At 44.0% G+C, this 17,001-nt stretch carries 10 protein-coding genes; 3 read left to right on the top strand and 7 right to left on the bottom strand.

What is annotated here, in order from left to right; all coding sequences use genetic code 11:
- Positions 1 to 28: 28 nt before the first annotated feature.
- The 6 genes from FSU_RS11060 to FSU_RS11035 form a co-directional block, all read right to left on the bottom strand.
- Positions 29 to 2,710 carry a DEAD/DEAH box helicase gene (locus tag FSU_RS11060; RefSeq protein ID WP_014546492.1) on the bottom strand — a complete coding sequence of 894 codons (2,682 nt, stop codon included), beginning with the start codon at positions 2,708 to 2,710 and terminating at the stop codon, positions 29 to 31.
- An 11-nt stretch (positions 2,711 to 2,721) separates the two neighbouring features.
- On the bottom strand, positions 2,722 to 4,368 hold the full coding sequence (locus FSU_RS11055) for a site-specific DNA-methyltransferase (RefSeq protein WP_014546491.1): 1,647 nt from the start codon (positions 4,366 to 4,368) through the stop codon (positions 2,722 to 2,724).
- An 8-nt stretch (positions 4,369 to 4,376) separates the two neighbouring features.
- A complete protein-coding gene (locus FSU_RS11050; RefSeq protein ID WP_014546490.1) occupies positions 4,377 to 5,363 on the bottom strand; it encodes a PD-(D/E)XK motif protein in 987 nt (328 codons plus the stop codon).
- Positions 5,364 to 5,365: 2 nt separating this feature from the next.
- Positions 5,366 to 9,013, bottom strand: a complete 3,648-nt coding sequence (locus tag FSU_RS11045; RefSeq protein ID WP_014546489.1) for a Z1 domain-containing protein — start codon at positions 9,011 to 9,013, stop codon at positions 5,366 to 5,368.
- A 227-nt stretch (positions 9,014 to 9,240) separates the two neighbouring features.
- Entirely contained in the window at positions 9,241 to 10,050 is an 810-nt protein-coding gene (locus FSU_RS11040) for an alpha/beta fold hydrolase (protein ID WP_014546488.1), read from the bottom strand.
- 12 nt (positions 10,051 to 10,062) lie between these two features.
- Complete coding sequence (locus FSU_RS11035; RefSeq protein ID WP_014546487.1) at positions 10,063 to 10,761, bottom strand: DNA alkylation repair protein; 699 nt, start codon at positions 10,759 to 10,761, stop codon at positions 10,063 to 10,065.
- A gap of 411 nt (positions 10,762 to 11,172) precedes the next feature.
- Between FSU_RS11035 and FSU_RS11030 the strand changes: the two genes are divergently transcribed.
- The 3 genes from FSU_RS11030 (at position 11,173) to FSU_RS11020 (ending at position 14,753) form a co-directional block, all read left to right on the top strand.
- Entirely contained in the window at positions 11,173 to 12,864 is a 1,692-nt protein-coding gene (locus tag FSU_RS11030) for a CTP synthase (RefSeq protein WP_014546486.1), read from the top strand.
- 226 nt (positions 12,865 to 13,090) lie between these two features.
- Positions 13,091 to 13,432: a P-II family nitrogen regulator gene (locus FSU_RS11025; protein WP_015732124.1), complete on the top strand. Its 342-nt coding sequence runs from the start codon at positions 13,091 to 13,093 to the stop codon at positions 13,430 to 13,432.
- Positions 13,433 to 13,487: 55 nt separating this feature from the next.
- The gene (locus FSU_RS11020; RefSeq protein ID WP_014546485.1) at positions 13,488 to 14,753 is read left to right on the top strand and encodes an ammonium transporter; all 1,266 of its coding nucleotides are present in this window, start codon (positions 13,488 to 13,490) and stop codon (positions 14,751 to 14,753) included.
- Between the two features lie 234 nt (positions 14,754 to 14,987).
- On the opposite strand, the gene FSU_RS11015 is transcribed toward FSU_RS11020, so the two are convergent.
- Positions 14,988 to 16,982 carry an NAD(+) synthase gene (locus FSU_RS11015; protein WP_014546484.1) on the bottom strand — a complete coding sequence of 665 codons (1,995 nt, stop codon included), beginning with the start codon at positions 16,980 to 16,982 and terminating at the stop codon, positions 14,988 to 14,990.
- Between the last annotated feature and the right edge of the window lie 19 nt (positions 16,983 to 17,001).

Raw genomic sequence — 17,001 nt, 5'->3', positions numbered from 1 at the left:
CGGAGCCCTTTACCAAGGAAATATAAGCTTACGTCCCCAACGCAAGCAAACCACTTATATCTAGTGACAATCTTTGGTTAATTTCTTCTTCAGAAATCAAGACGTACTTCCACGGCTTAGAATCTTCCGTTGAGGCACGTTCACACCAGATTTTTCCGGCAGCCGCTTTTTGAAGGACCTCTTCATCCTTCATTTTATTAGCGGCCTTGACTTCACACATGATTTTTTCATTTGCGGTTTCCATAATGATATCTGGAGTGTAGCAAGACCCATCAGCACCATACGGAATACGGAATGTAGTTTGTGTTGCACGGAACCACTTCTGCAACGTCTCATCAGATTCCAATCCAACCATCAACTTGCGTTCCGGATCGCTATCAAATTTTTGGACATCATAAAGGCATTTTTCAAATCCATTAAATGCCATAGACTTAATTTGACTTTTTACAAATTTATCGTCCCTGAAATCACGGATTTTTTCACCTTCATTGATGGTTCCGCTAATAATTTGCAATTTGACATATCCCGGTTCTACACGAGTTTCATACTCCAAATTACCAACAGTTCGATGAGCCAAAAGTTGCCTCTTTACCATTTCACATATGCGATTGAAATAATTAGCTACAATATTCCAAGCTCTATCGCATTGCAAAAGAATATCCTTGACCTGATTTGCAACATCATAGACAACTTTCGAACTACTATCATAATCAATACCATCCACATGAGACAATTCCTGCATCAAATGGGTTACAAAATCATTTGCATCGAAGGAGTCCCCATTTTCCACAACCTTCAGTATATAACGAGAAGGCTTCTGAGCCAATACTGTTTGAATCAACAATTGATTGTCTATAGGCTGAAGCTTCTTTATTTCAGAACCATCAAAAGTAAATTCATCAAGATTGCATGTTACAGCAAATTTTGGAGTCAATGTGATTCGAGGAATATCAATCGTCACATGTTTTACAATTTCAACGCCTTGTTCCGCAACATTTTCAGATACACCTTGCTCAGCCAAAGAATCTTTTGTCGTTTGCACGTATACAGGATTATTCAGGTTTGGCTTTAAGCCTTTGCCAGCATCCTCGTCCATTTGGGTAAGAATCTTACCTGCCGCAACTTCAGGCGTATTTACAGAACTCGGTTGAGGAACGTTTATTGACGGAGCAGAATCTTCCGTAGCAGGAGCACCAGCCGAAACCGGAGCAACTAGCATTTCTGTTTTGGGTTTCATCGTTATCTGGACTTTACGCGGAACACCACTGCCAGCCTCTTCTGGAGTTCCAGGACCAAGATCAATCGTTTCCAAAACGCCCATTTTCTTCTTCGCTTCTTCAATAACTTTATCGAAGTTATCATGCGAGATAACGACTACCTGGTCGACATCCTTATCCCCAACACGCTTGCCATACGGCAATCGTAACCCACGTCCAATGGACTGCATAATCAAATGCAGCTCATTCGCAGCACGCAAAGGTACAATCGTATAAAGATTCGTAACATCCCATCCTTCACCCAGCTTGTTGCAATGAATCACAATTTCATACGGATTCAAGGGATGTTCAAGCATCAACAGTTTTTTTATTTCTTCATCACTTGAAGAGCTATCTATGCGCAGAACCTTATCTTTATATTTGCCATTACAAAAATCTTTCGACTGAGTGTATTCCTCAATCTGCTTAGCATGGGCGATATCTTTAGAGATTACGAATATAAATGGTTTAACATTTTGTTTCAAGCCATGATTAAACTCATAATCCTTCAAGGCTACCTTTTTATTTGAATGAATTAAATCAGCTTCTTTCAGTTTTAAGTGTTCCAATTCCTCTGGAGTGAAATTAGCAGGATTGAAGTTGCGGCGACAAGCAACAGCAGGAACCTTGACAAAGCCATCATGCATTGCCTGCGGTAAATCATAAGAATATAGGATATTCCTAGTTTGATTAGTTGGAGTAGCCGTCAGTTCCAAACCGAGAACAGGATGAAGTTCATCTATGGCGCTATATCCGGCTTTCGCCCTATAATGATGGGCTTCATCCATAATCACTACCAAATCTTCTTTTTTCAAAAGAATATTGAAGTAACTATCACCCAAAAATTCTGAAATTCGACGAACTCGGGGAAGAGCAGCAGCGGCATCCGATTTATCTAAATGATTTTCTTTTGCACTTTGCTTTTCCGTCAACTTGGCTATATTGAAAATATTTACTGTAATAGGAGTTACATCATAAAGAACATCAGTCCCCGCAGCAACGCTATTATAGTTGTCCCCTGTAATAATTCGATGCGACGGCCATCCCAAAGGATCAAGGCCTCGAAAAACATATTTTTTATTATCAAAACCAGAAGTAAAATCAGCAATAAGTTTTTCGTAAATCGTGGTATTTGGAGCAACAATCAAATAATTCTTTAAACCAAACTTTTTATACAAGTAGGCAATGAAAGCCCCCATCAAACGTGTTTTACCCACGCCTGTAGCCATGTCAAATGTCATTGAACTAAAACTATGATCAAAATTTGACATTGGAGTCAAATTAGCAGACTGTTGATATTGTTGAACGATTTTCAATTGTTCCGCAATATCGGCATCTTTTTTCAAAAGATTGGCTTCTGCAAATTTTTCTACAACAGCGGAAAGGTGTTCGAGAGCAACCTTCTGCGGTTTGCGAAGGCTCAAGCACTTAGAAATACTATCAACAAGCTTCATTTTAAATGCTCCTACAAATTCAAAGAAGGTTCCGATTCAGTTTCTGACATGGGCAGATTTTTAACATTAAGGCTATAATCATCATGGCCCCATTCGCACTTGTCAAGAATCTCTTTGGGAATCTTAGAAATGGTGATATTTTCACAATCTGCAGGAACGGCATCAAATGCTTTGCAGAGAATGCTTAAATGACGATCACCCAATTTTTGACTAATGGAACGAATATGCTCTGTAGTCATAAAGTTCGTCGTCACATAAATAAACGCATTTTCAGTACTCTGTCCATGGATAAAGTATTCATCTTGACTCGGAGCATATTCAAAACCCATAATTTTGCAGACAGCTTCAATAAGGCGCGCACCATCAAAATGTTCCCTATCAATGACCTCTATTCCATACTCATCTTTTTTGATGAGGGATGGAGCCAATTCATAAAAACGGAAGCCGCCGCCACCTTGCCAATCATAAGATTTACTTACACCTCCCATATCATTGCCATCAATCACTTTTTGCAATCTAGAAATACAATGTGAATAACAGTGATCACCCAATTCAACACCAATCCATCGTCGTCCCATTTTATGAGCTACAGCAGCAGTCGTTCCAGACCCAAGGAAAGAATCAAGAACCAAATCGCCCTTTTCTGTCACAGCATCAATTAATGTTGAAATCAACATTTCTGGCTTTGGGTTGTCAAAAGCGTCCATATTGCCAAAAAGCGCTTCGCTTTCCGCAGTAGCATCTTCATTAGTCGCCATACTATAGTGGGCAACACTTAACAAGTTTTTCATTTTTTTAGGTTTTCCACCATCTTTCACATGATTAGGGCGGAAAGGAACTTTACTAATAACAATTTGCTCACCAGAATCAATAATCTCATTTATTGTGTCTTGAGAATAACGCCATTCACCCTCAAGAGAGAATTGATTTTCATTTACACCATTTTTGATAATCACATCATTAAGCAAACGTGTAACGATATTTCCACCAGACATATCCTGAGCAACTACAACCTGATCAACCATTCTGAAAGACACACTTCCAGCAGGGAATGTCAAAGTAGCTAAAGTATTTCCTGCATTGTTAATAGGATATTTTTTCCCTTTAGTTGTTGTTCCATAAATAAATGGAGGACTACTTTTCTTCTCTTTAGCATAAGCAAGAATATATTCCGTCACAACGCCCATATTACTCAGAAATGACGGTTTCTTTTTTCTTTCCCAAACAAATGAACCACAAAAATTTTCTCGGCCAAACACTTCATCGCATAATATTTTCAAATAATGACATTCGTCATCATCTATGGAAATAAATAAGACACCTTCCTTTTTTAACAATTTAAAAATAGACTCTAAACGAGCTCGCATCAAATTCAGCCAAGTAGAATGTTCCAAACAATCATCATAATGTTTAAAAGCAGACCCCGTATTATACGGAGGATCAATATACACACACTTCACTTGTCCGGTGAACTTACTTTCCAAAGCTTTTAATGCAAGCAAGTTATCACCATGAATAAGCATATTATCAAAAATATCGCCTTCGCGCTTTGTTTTCGCACAATAGGACTTTTCAGGCACTTCCAGCAACAAACGCGGTTCCAGCTTTACCGGTTTATTTTTGCCAACCCATGTAAGTTCCAATTTTTGACCAGCCATATTTTCTCCTAATTATTTGAAATTCTTTTTAGAAATTCTTCAAACGTGTAAGCACGTTGGTTTCTCAAATCCACATGATAAATAATCTTGGTTATATCTTGCGGGAACTGATTGTTTACGAACATGTCCTCAGTAATTCTTGGGAAATCATCCGTCACTTCATAAAAACGAGGATTTTCAATCCAATGATACTGTTTTTGCCACGAAAGCGACCCCTCAACAATTCCCTTGTCCTTCAATTTATTAACAAGAGCATTGTATTCTATCTTGGGAGATTCGTATCTAGCGACTTCTTCACCAATAGATAAATCGCCCGTATTTTCATACTGGAACAAGGCTACATAAAGAGGCTTATCCCCAGTCCTTTGCAGCTGGTGTTGAGATGAAATAACAAGTTCTGGTCGATCCTTTGCATGCAAAGTCGACTTAACCTCTACGCTGCAGTTTTCAAGTTCAAAATCATGGACATTTCCATCCGGCCCAGGCCAATTTTCCCGAACAGAATGAATCAACCACTGACTATTAAGCATCCGCAGCATTTGTACTTCAGCAAGTACTGCATACGGCGAAGTTTCTTTAAACGTATTGCCAAGCAAGTCCGCTAGAATCGTATAACAAATATCGGGATCCGTTGTAAACTTTTCCCTATATTCAGCATCAACAAAGCGAATCATCAAATCAACGAAAATTCCAACAGAAAGTGAGTTTTCAAAGTCAAATTCCTGCGGATTAATAGACAATGTCAAAAACGGACCAGGCAACAAGCCATTCGTCGTTTGCAGTTCAGCACTACGTGCTAAAGAAAACGTCTTCAGTTGACGAACAAACGCATTCGCATCATTACGGAAAGCGATTGCAACGCCCATCTGAGTGAAATTTGAAAAGAAGTAGAAGTCACCAGCAAACTGGCGAACAATCTTCTGTCGAGTCTGACCAATTTGCATCATCAAATCAGTCAGCACCTCTTTTAAGTTTGCATCTAAAGCATCAGGCATAGTTACACACCCTCACAATTAAACCAGAAACGATACGGACGTCCAGGTTCGCACCTCAGATTATATTCAGGATGATTCTCTATAAGCCTTTGTAATTCTGCCGGAGTTGAAGGCATCAAATTTTCATTCCATCTAGCATCCGCAGCAAGAACAGCATTTTTCAAATCATCAAAAGACAACCGATTCACGGTGCCTCGTAAAATAATTGCGATTTCTTTCAAGAAAGCACGACCTATTTCTATTTCCGCATTTTCCATTTCCGCCCAATTTATAGAAGCATAAGCATCTTTACCTGGGAACTGGTAATAACCATACCCATTCTCGTTACCACGGCGAACATTGGCATTATAAACCGTTTCTGCATTTGGGAATTTGCGAAGCGGATAATATTTGAGGAACTTCGCCCTTAAAGCCGCCGTAGTCATCGGGAAGTTGGCTTCCTGAAGAATTCTATTGACTTTCACAAAGACATGAGTTTTGTCAATAGAACGCGGAGGCGGTTCATAACCAACTTCATTTGCAACGAAGTAATCCGGATTGTGTTCCGGCCAATAAACAGATATAGCGATTAAAGGTATTCCCGCCTCAAGTCCTTCTACATTCCCTTGCGGATTAATCACATAGAATTGCAATACAGGCTTCTTATTAGAAGGACTTCTCAAACCAGCAAACGCTGTTGCCATATAACGGGAATCAGATCTGTTACGGAAACCTTCAGGCAATTTCTTATCTTTAGGCAAATCTTCTGGATGATGACTAAAATAATCCTTATAATATTGAGTTGTTTCTTCCAAAACTGTTTTCGGGAAATTCGCATAGAACGAAATGTGAAGTCTAGATTCCGCTTCCAAAACGCCATCCTTATAGAATATCCTCGGATTAGCACCCGAAAGAATAAAATTCCCTATCCGGAAATACGGCCTATTTTCCGGCACGCTATCCAGCACGCCAATAGCAGGTGTACCTAAAACGACATCCCATTCATTTACTAAGCTACTGTTAACATCCCTAATCAAGGCATTCAAAACGCGTTTCGTTTTTTCAGGATAGAAATCTCGTAATTCGGTCAATGTCCTAACAACATCTTCTACAGGAACATTCTCCCATAACGGGATTCTACTATATTGATATTCTTCTGAATTCCGAACTTTCTCTTGATGTTCCGTAGCAAAGCGATTAACAATATTATAAGCAGCCACAACAGAGTCTCTCTGAATAGGCAGTGTTTTAGAATGGATTAAAGCCCCCATCGGAGCCTCCATCCGTCTGCGACTTTGTTCTCTTCCAGAGAGCTTTCTACCAAATGAATAAACCGTTTGGAAATGGTTCGGATCTGCCGGAGAATAATGATTATCAAAATTTTCTCTAATGCTTGGATGAAGCAATTCTTCAACCTGGGCGATTTTCTTCAATTCCTGTAAATTTGCAGGCTTCATCCAAATTCGTGGTAACATTTCATAACCACGACGATAACCGAACCAACGCCCCATTTGGGTCATTGTATCCACGGGAATCGTTTTGTTCAATCGGTCAAAATAGCTAACAGTAAGCCCCGGAAGCGTTAAACCACGAGAAATTTTGTTACCACCACAAACAATCCAGGCTCGATCATCCGTATAACGTTGAACACCATCACCATTATTTGCGTAACGATTCGAATCATCTCTACCGCTAGCGCCAGTATTCAATACCACAACCTGGATTTTATCCACGCCTCTAAAATACTCTAAATGAGGCAAAAGAGCTTCCCAACTTGGATAGGGCTCAAACTCTCCATAATTTGGGAAAAGTTGTCTAAAATATTCTTCGGTAAATTCGCCTGTCATACGCACCCAAGCTTCATGACAAACATCTATAAAATCGTCCCTCCGTAAGAAATTTCGCAAATATGTTTTTATAGCATCTTTAGCTCCATCCATGACTCCTATCGTATGATGGATGTTTACCAACATTGATGTCCATAAATCGTCACGAATAGACGAATAAAATTCTTCATTTCCATTATTCTCTATAACAGGAACATCTCTCAATCGGCGTACACGGCGAGCTGCGGCAGAGCAAACGAAATAGCTGATGGCGTCTTTCAAGCCAACCCATTCTTCTCCTTCAACCGACAAATCGTCCGATATTCTAGCTCCACTTTTAACTTTATCAACGAGAACAGCTTCCTCATCCGAAAAAGTTTGCAAAATAGGCATTCTCGAATTTAGATTATCAGGATCATACCGTCCAAAAATTTCAGCAAGGCCAAAATACTGATTTGATTTGTCTAGTGATTGAATAAAATCAGGATAAATGGAAGTTGCGTTCGGATTTTCATTCAAGATACAAGCATAAGGCGTTGCTGTATAAGCGATATAAGCACAATGTTTAAAATTATATGTATATTCGACAGCATCCCGAGTCTTATCCACGATTTCAATGATGCCACCATTGATTTGGCTTCTGTCAGTTGCGATAGACAGAATTGACTTCACCAATAAAATAAATTCTTTTACATTTGGCTTTCTATTGCCAACATTATAGTATCTATAAATTTCACGAACAATTTCTTCCGTCGCACCAGTCAGGTTGCACCAATTTTGATTTCGAAGAAGCGCATCGCGTTGAACAGTAGCCGATCTTGCACCTTCTGCTAAAATATTTTTAGCAAAAATTAATGCAGCATGTTCAGCATTCAATGTTCTAAGATTTTTGAACCATTCCACAACATCTACTAGTCCTGCAAATTGTTCATCTTCAGCAAGACAAGTCAACTTCTCAAGTTCCAAATCAATTTCTGCGTCCTCTAACAAATTGGGATCATTATTAGAATTCGGACTTGCATTATCAGCTTCATCATCGATAATCATAACGCGCATATTCTGATGAACAGCACGACTATCACTCAACCATTGCTTGAAATTTCCAATATTATTAACTTCTTTAATTACCACGCCCCAATAGAGGAAACCATTTGTGTCATTCGCAGGAAGATTTCCATTTCTAATACTTACATCTACCTGACGAGCAAACCTATCCGTTATACCGGCTTTGGCTAAATCTTTGGCAATTCGACTAGCAGTCTGTGTACGAAGTTCAGTGCTATTACTCGTTAAAACAAAGATTGTATTCCAACCTTCATCAAAAGCCTTTAACATCAAGCCGATATAGTTGCGCGTCTTACCCGACTGGACTCGACCAACAACCAATCCATTCGGTCTAGACTTCGGATTATTCGCCTCGACAACCGGATTTCCATTTTCATCAACACCATTATAGGAAATGCCCTGCATAACCTCATTCAAGCGATTGATGGTCTGGCAAACCGACGATTTTGTTCTATCATCATGGATATTAGTGATATAGTTTTCAAAAAAACTCGGACGTTCCTGAGGATTAGGGACAACTCCTCTTACAGGCAAACTGACATTTCGCGGCCGAACCCCCCGCTCTATTTGCGCTAGTACATCTAAGAACTCATCTCTAGTGATATGGATATTAATTAAAGCAACAAGATCGTCATCATAGTAATCTTGAGTAGCAGCTTCAAAAGGCATCAACGCAGCAATAAAGTTTTCTGCTTGACGAAGAAAGTTGAAACCAATAGGAGCGTCAGCCCTACGAGTCGCGTATGTGATATAATAAGCAAGAGAAAGAATTTCGTCCATAATTTTTCCAATTTTAAACAAAAACACACCTCAGAAGTCAAGCATCCAAGGTATTAATTAAAAAACATTTTTTGGCTTTTGTGCCTAATATTAATTGCACGTTTTATATATACATTTTTTTAGTGTATGTTTTCGCAAATTAACATAAAATCGCTAAAAAAACGCTCGCCACGCCCAATTCACGAGAAAATCCGAGATAACCGACTCATCAAACAGGGCCCTTCCCCCTATCCCTTCAAGAACTCCAAAATCCTTGAACGGTAATCCGGAGCTTCATCGTAGGCGGCATGGCCATAGTTCTCGTAAACGTAGAGTTCCGTCGGCACACCGTTTTGCTTTAGCACTTCGGCGATTTCGCGAGAGGCGATTACGCCCAAGACCTGATCGAGTTCTGCGCCCAAAACGAGCGTCGGACATTTGAGTTTTTCAAGTCCCGGGTATGCATCGTATTCAAGGCAGGCACGGGCAAGCACGCAGAAGCGAGCCATGTCCTGTTCGGTCGCATTCGTATTCATGCGCATCAGGCTCTTTTTGTACTTGCGGATTGTTTCGGCAGAAAAAACTTTATCTATAAAATTAGAGCAGAGGGCTTCGATATCGCGAGCTTCGGCGAGGCGTTTCCATTCCGTCATCACCGCGCGAGACATATCGTTCAAGCGGGCTGCACTGCAACCGAGCGCCAAGCGTTCAACCTTCTGCGGGTATTGTTCAGCAATGATTTGCGAAATCATGCCACCCTGCGAAATTCCAATGAAGCAGGCGCGTTCAATGCCCAACGCATCCATCGCTTCGGCAGTATCAGTCGCCATCTGTTCCATCGGATACGATTCACCGAAATTCTTTTTGCGGTCGAACATGTAGACCGTAAAATCGTCTGCAAATATCTTGTACGAATCCACCACCATCGAGGCAAGGCCCATCATACTCTTGAGACTCATCCCCGGTAACAACACGAGCGTACGCGCGCCTGTGCCAAACTTGAGGTAGTCCATTTCAAAATTGTCAGTTTTTATGGTCTGTACTGTATAATCAATCATATTTTAAAGATACTATAATTTTAAGGTCTTCAGATATGCTTTCTGCTCATCCGTGATGCGATAGCTTTCAATCGCCTTCTGGATGGTCTTGTTATGCGTCCATGCATCAAGCACGTGTTTTTCGATAAATGGGAGAGTCACTTCGTACTGTTTTGCAAGTGCCGTCGCAAAGAACCACGCCACCATCATGTTCAAGTAATATTCCTCGCTGCGGATTTTCGAAACCCATTTCAAAAATTTCGGGTCAAAGTCATCATCCAAAAAGAACGACATCAACGTTTCGATACCAAAGCGGACAGCGTAAACGTCCGTCACGGGAGCACTCATCCAACGTTCAACATCTTTCAAAAGTCGCTTGCGGTTCGCGGCCTTTGCAAAAACTTTCGGGCGCATCTGATCGCAAGTTGCCCAGTTATCCACATACGGCAAGAACGCATCAATGTGCGACACGCAATCATCATAGTCCTTAATTAAAGACAAAATAAACGCATGGATTTGATTTTCGTCGTAATACTTATGCGGAAGCGTGGTCAAGAATTTTTCCACGTCAGAGTGATTTGCAAATTCCTTTGCTATGGCCCGCAAGTCGGGAGTACGCACACCGATAATTGACTTTGGATCCGTCGTCGGAATAAGCTTGCTATGGAAAGCCTTGAACTTTAAATCCTGTTTTGCGAAAAGCGCTTTTTGAATTTCGTTGATGATAGACATAAAAATACCTGGCTAAAAAATAGTCACAAACAGCGGTTCCGCAATCGCAAAACATCGTGCATCGCGCCAATCTTTTACATTTTCTTGTTTTAGAGAAAATTGCTTTACACAAAATGTAACAGTACAAAAATTGTTACAAAAAATTTCAAGGTTATTCTTGCCCTACGCCGCATTTTTACTACATTATAAGTCCGATGAAAATATCGGACACCATCGAAGCTCACCTGTATTCAGCCGTTGCAACGATTTCGCAACGTCATCAGGCGACCCCCTCCGAACAAGCTATTAAACACCCGATTTTTCCCCTCTTTAACTGTCTTTATCGTTTGGCAAAAGCTACTGGCTTTTGCCTTTATTTTTATACAAACTTTATAACAACCCCCGGCACAGTGGCCGGCAAGGAGACGCTACATGGCTAAGGCAACCGCAAAGAATTCGGCAAAGCAGCCTAAGTACATTTTTATCACGGGCGGCGTCGTAAGCTCGCTCGGCAAGGGAATCACCTCGGCATCGCTCGCGCTCCTCTTGAAGAGCCGCGGCTACAAGGTATTCATGCAAAAGCTCGACCCGTACCTGAACGTGGATCCGGGTACGATGAGCCCGTACCAGCATGGCGAAGTTTTTGTGACTGACGATGGCTACGAAACCGACTTGGATCTTGGCCACTATGAACGTTTTGCTGGCGTGCAGTGTTCCAAGGCATCAAGCTACACATCAGGCCGTATTTATTCTTCCGTACTTTCTAAGGAACGTGCAGGCCATTACCTGGGCGGAACGGTACAGGTCATTCCGCACATCACGAACGAAATCAAGGATGCATTCCGCTCGGCAGCCGAAAGTGGCGCAGATATTATCTTATGCGAAATCGGCGGTGTTGCAGGCGATATTGAATCGCTCCCGTTCCTCGAAGCGGCAAGGCAGTTCCGTTTTGAAGTCGGTGTCGAAAACACTTGCTTTATCCACCTGACTTTGGTGCCGTACCTCAAGGCCGCAGGCGAACTCAAGACCAAGCCTTCGCAGCACTCCGTCGCAGAACTCCGCAACATCGGTATTTTCCCGGACATTCTCGTGTGCCGTACCGAAATGCATATTCCGCAGGAACATCTCGACAAACTCGCGCTTTTCTGCAACGTGAAGCCCGAATGCGTCATCGAAGAGAAGGACGTGAAGGATTCCGTTTACGCCGTGCCGCGCGAACTTTCCAAGCAGGAACTCGACTTGCGCGTTTTGGAACAGCTTCATTTGAGCGTCCACCCGATTGTACATTCTGAATGGGATAGCCTCGTCAAGAAGGCCACGCAGCCCAAGTACGAATGCACCATCGCACTCGTCGGCAAGTACATTGCCATTCGTGACGCCTACAAGTCCGTACACGAAGCTTTGCAGCACGCCGGCATGGCCAACAACGCCAAGGTGAACGTGGAATGTATCGAAGCCGAAGAACTCGAAAAGAATCCAAAGCTCATCAAGAAGGCTGACGGCATTTTGATTCCGGGCGGTTTCGGAAGCCGCGGTGTCAACGGCAAGTGCGCTGCCATCCGCTACGCTCGCGAAAACAAGGTTCCGCTGCTCGGCATCTGCCTCGGCATGCAATGCTGCGTGATTGAATTTGCGCGCGACGTTCTCGGCTGGAAGGACGCCAACTCCACCGAATTTGACGAAAATACAACGCACCCGGTCATCGACTTGATGGACGAACAGAAGAACGTCACGGAAAAAGGCGGCACCATGCGCTTGGGCGCTTACCCCTGCAAGCTCGCCAAGGATTCCAACGCGGCCAAGCTTTACAAGAGCGAAAAAATCAGCGAACGCCATCGCCACCGTTACGAGTTCAACTACAATAGCGAATTCCGCAAGGAACTCGAAAAGGCGGGACTCAAAATTGCAGGTACATCGCCCGACGGAAAGCTCGTCGAAATGGTCGAACTCAAGAATCACCCGTACTTTGAAGCTTGCCAGTTCCATCCGGAATTCAAGAGTCGCCCGACAGATCCGCACCCGCTGTTTACAGGTCTTGTAAAGGCAGCCCTCGAGCAGAAAAAAGCGAACGGGAAAAAGCCTACAGCGCCATCTGAAAAAACGAAAAAGACTAAAACAAAGTAATTAAAAGTTCATTACGAGACGCACAAAAGCGTCTCGTTTCTTTTTACATTTTGTGAATTTAACGCAAAATTTGTAAATCTAAAATTTGTAATCGCAGCTAGCTCAGCTGCGATTTTTCTTTTGCTTTTGGCGTTTTTGAGCGAATTTCGCCAGTTTTATTTTTTGGCACAGTCTTTGCATTAGGGGTAGCGAACAAAAATTAAAAACCTCAAAAAAGGATACCAACATGAAGCTCGTCACAGCTTATATTCAACCAGAAAAGCTCAATAGCGTAAAGCAATCGCTATACGAGAACAAGATCTACAAGATGTCCGTCACTAACGTACTTGGCTGCGGCCAGCAGAAGGGTTACAACCAACGTTTCCGTGGCGTTGTTACCGAAGTTAATTTGCTGAAGAAAATTTGTCTCAAGATTGCAGTGAACGACGAATTCGTAAAGCCCTGCATCGACGCCATCATCAAGGGCGCACGCACGGGAGAAATCGGCGATGGAAAGATTTTCGTCACGTCGCTTGAACAGTGCGTTCGCATCCGCACGGGCGAAACTGGCCCGGAGGCGATTGGTTAATTCGGAATCAGGAATTCAGAATTAGAAACTAAAATTTTCAAAAAGGATTTAACAAATGAACGAAGTAGCAACAGTCGCAACCGTCAACGACGCCATCTTTATGACGGAAAACATTTGGATCATGATCAGCGCCATGTTGGTGTTCATCATGGGTCTCGGATTTGCATGTGTCGAAGCAGGCCTTGTGCGTGCTAAGTGCTCTGCAAACGTCGCCTTCAAAAACATCGCCGTGCCGGCAATCGGTATCACGATGTACGCCTTGCTCGGCTTTGGCCTTATGTACCCGGGTACATTCAACGGCATTCTCGGTTTCGCAGGCTTCGGCATTGGCGACTGGGCAAATCCGGCAAACTTCACTGCCGCCTACAACGGACACTTCACTCTGTTCACGGACTGGCTGTTCCAGGCAATGTTTGCTGCAACCGCAGCAACGATTGTCTCTGGTGCCGTTGCTGAACGTGTGAAGCTCAACTCCTTCCTCGTTTTCACCATCGCCTACGTGGCTCTCGTCTACCCGGTTGTCGGTAGCTGGACATGGGGCGGCGGCTGGCTCTCCACCTTCGGTGCTCACGGTTTCCACGACCTCGCCGGTTCTACCCTCGTCCACTCTGTGGGTGGTTGGGCAGCTCTCGCTGGCGTCATGATTCTCGGACCGCGTATCGGTAAGTATGTCGGCGGCAAGGTTCACGCTATCCCGGCTCACAACATTCCGCTTGCAACAATCGGTGTGTTCATGCTCTGGTTCGGTTGGTGGGGATTCAACGCCGGTTCTGCTCTTAACGGCGACCCGAAGGCTACTAGCTGGATTCTCGTGACCACGAACCTCGCTGCTGTCGCAGGCATCATCACCGCAACGCTTACAAGCTGGATCGTTTCCAAGAAGCCGGACGCCACCATGGCCCTCAACGGATGCCTTGCCGGTCTCGTCGCTATCACCGCTGGTGCAGACGTCGTGACCCCGCTTTCTTCCTGGATTATCGGTGCAATCGCTGGTGTGCTCGTCGTCGGTGCAGTCTTCATGTTCGACCGCTTGCACTTGGATGACCCGGTCGGTGCTCTCTCTGTTCACCTCGTAAACGGTGTCTGGGGTACGCTCGCTGTCGGTATCTTCGATATCACCGGTGACTACACGCTCGGCACTCAGGCTGTTGGTGTCCTCGCCTACGCTGTCCCGTGCTTCGCTGCCGCAAGCCTCATCTTCTTCATCATCAAGAAGACCATGGGCCTCCGCGTGACTGAAAAGCAAGAACTTCGCGGCCTTGACCAAGCTGAACACGGTCAAGAAGCTTACAGCGGATTCCAAATCTTCAGCAACATGTAGTATTTAGAACTTAGAACAAAGCTTTCTCTTTAAGTTCTGCCAACTAAGCTCTGCCAACTAAGTTCTACCAACTAAAAAGTATCTCTGTTGACTAAAGTACCCCGGAACAAATGTTCCGGGGTTTTACGTTTGCAACGAGAACGTCAAATTGTCAAACAGGATTCAAACGAAAAATGCCGCGCAAAGGCGGCACTTATTTTTTTGAATTAATAGCGAGTGAACTAATAGCGAGAATTATTTCAGCCAGTCCGCAAAACTTGCGTCACTTGGCATGCGCCAGTCCGCACGGGGCGAAAGTGAAATCGTTCCGACCTTCGGGCCATCCGGAATGCAACTCCGCTTGAATTGTTGCGTAAAGAATCGACGCACAAAGACTGTAAGCGCCTTTTCAATTTCTTCATCCGTAAACTTGCCCGCAAATGCGTATTTCGCAAGGAACAAAAGTTTTTGCGGAGTTGCACCATACTTGGCAAAATGATAGAGGAAGAAATCGTGGATTTCGTATGCGCCCAAAATGCTTTCGGTCTTCTGCGCAATTTGTCCATTATCATCGGCAGGCAAAAGTTCCGGTGACACTGGCGTATCGAGAATGTCGTACAAGACTTTCTTCAATTCCATAGCCGTTTTTGCATCGGCACTAAACTTCAGCGAGTTGTCCGCATACCAGTGTACGATATGGCGCACAAGCGTCTTGGGAATATCGCAGTTGACCGCATACATTGACATGTGATCGGCATTGTACGTGCTCCAGCCAAGCGCAATCTCGGAAAGGTCGCCCGTTCCTATCACAATTCCGCCTTCGCCATTCGCGACATCCATCAGAATCTGCGTGCGTTCGCGCGCCTGGACATTCTCATAAGTCACGTCAAGCTTTTGCGGGTCATGGCCGATATCCTTGAAATGTTGGAGGCACGCATCCTTGATGCTTACAGTCCGCAGTTCAACGCCCAAAAGCTCCGCAAGCAAAACAGCATTATTCTTCGTGCGCTTCGTCGTTCCGAATCCGGGCATCGTGAGCGACAAGATTTCCAACGCAGGGCGTTTCAGCAACTTGAATGTTTCTGCAACAACAAGCAATGCAAGCGTCGAATCAAGACCGCCCGAAAGTCCAATCACAGCACGCTTGGAGCGCGAAGCTTCCAGACGTTTCGCAAGACCTGCACACTGGATATTGAAAATCTCAGTGCAAGACTGATCGCGAGATTCTAGAGAGCCCGGCACAAATGGCATCGGAGAAACAAATCGGTATTGCAGTTTTTCGACAGCACGCAGGCCATCAAAACTTGCGGCACGCGCTACAATTTCTCGGCTATCGAAATCCTGGAACGAGCCTTCGCTCAGGCGTTGCATATTCAAGCGTTCGACATCAACATCTGCATAGACGATTTCCGTTTCGCGCGAGAACGGCTTACTTTCGGCAATCAACGAACCGTTTTCGGCAATCATCAAGTGACCGCTAAAGACCATATCCGTTGTCGATTCGTGAACGCCTGCCGATGCATACACATAGGCAGCCATGCATCTTGCCGACTGATTCAATACAAGATTCCTGCGGTAATCGCGCTTGCCCACGAGAGCATCGCTTGCCGACAAATTCACAATTACATTTGCACCGGCAAGTGCAAGTTCACCACTCGGCGGTACAGGCGTCCACAAGTCCTCGCAAAGTTCAACGCCAACGCGAACTTCGGAACCCGCGCATTCGCTGCCGTTTTGACCAAGCGCACCACACTTTACGGTAAAGTAATTTGTCACCGGCACTTCGCCAACGCCATCGAAATAGCAACGGATTGCTCCAACAGAGCCGCCAACGGCACCACGCAACAAGTCGCGACCGCTCGAGAAATGGCGTTTCTCATAGAATTCACGCTGGTTCGGCAAATGAATCTTGGGCGTCACTGCAATGAGCTTACCATGTTGCAAGAACGCGGCACAGTTGTACAAGCGCCCGAACATTCGCAACGGAAGTCCCACGGCAAGAACAACATCGCTATCGGCAAAAGCACCCGCGATTTTCAATAAAGCGTTAAAGCTATTTTGCAACAGCAGTTCCTGATGGAACAGGTCGCTACACGTGTAACCCGTAATGCACAGTTCCGGGAATACGACAAAAGCCGCCCCGTTAGAGGCAGCTTCCTTCGCACTTTTGATGATTTCCTCGGTATTGTAGGCCGTATCGGCCACCTTCAAGACCGGGGAAACGCTCGCAAATCGATAGAATCCAAACATATCTTTTTTGGTTATAAAA

Origin of the sequence: Fibrobacter succinogenes subsp. succinogenes S85 (assembly GCF_000146505.1) — a bacterium.
Lineage (GTDB): Bacteria > Fibrobacterota > Fibrobacteria > Fibrobacterales > Fibrobacteraceae > Fibrobacter > Fibrobacter succinogenes.
This window is presented reverse-complemented; position numbering and strand designations above follow the sequence as displayed.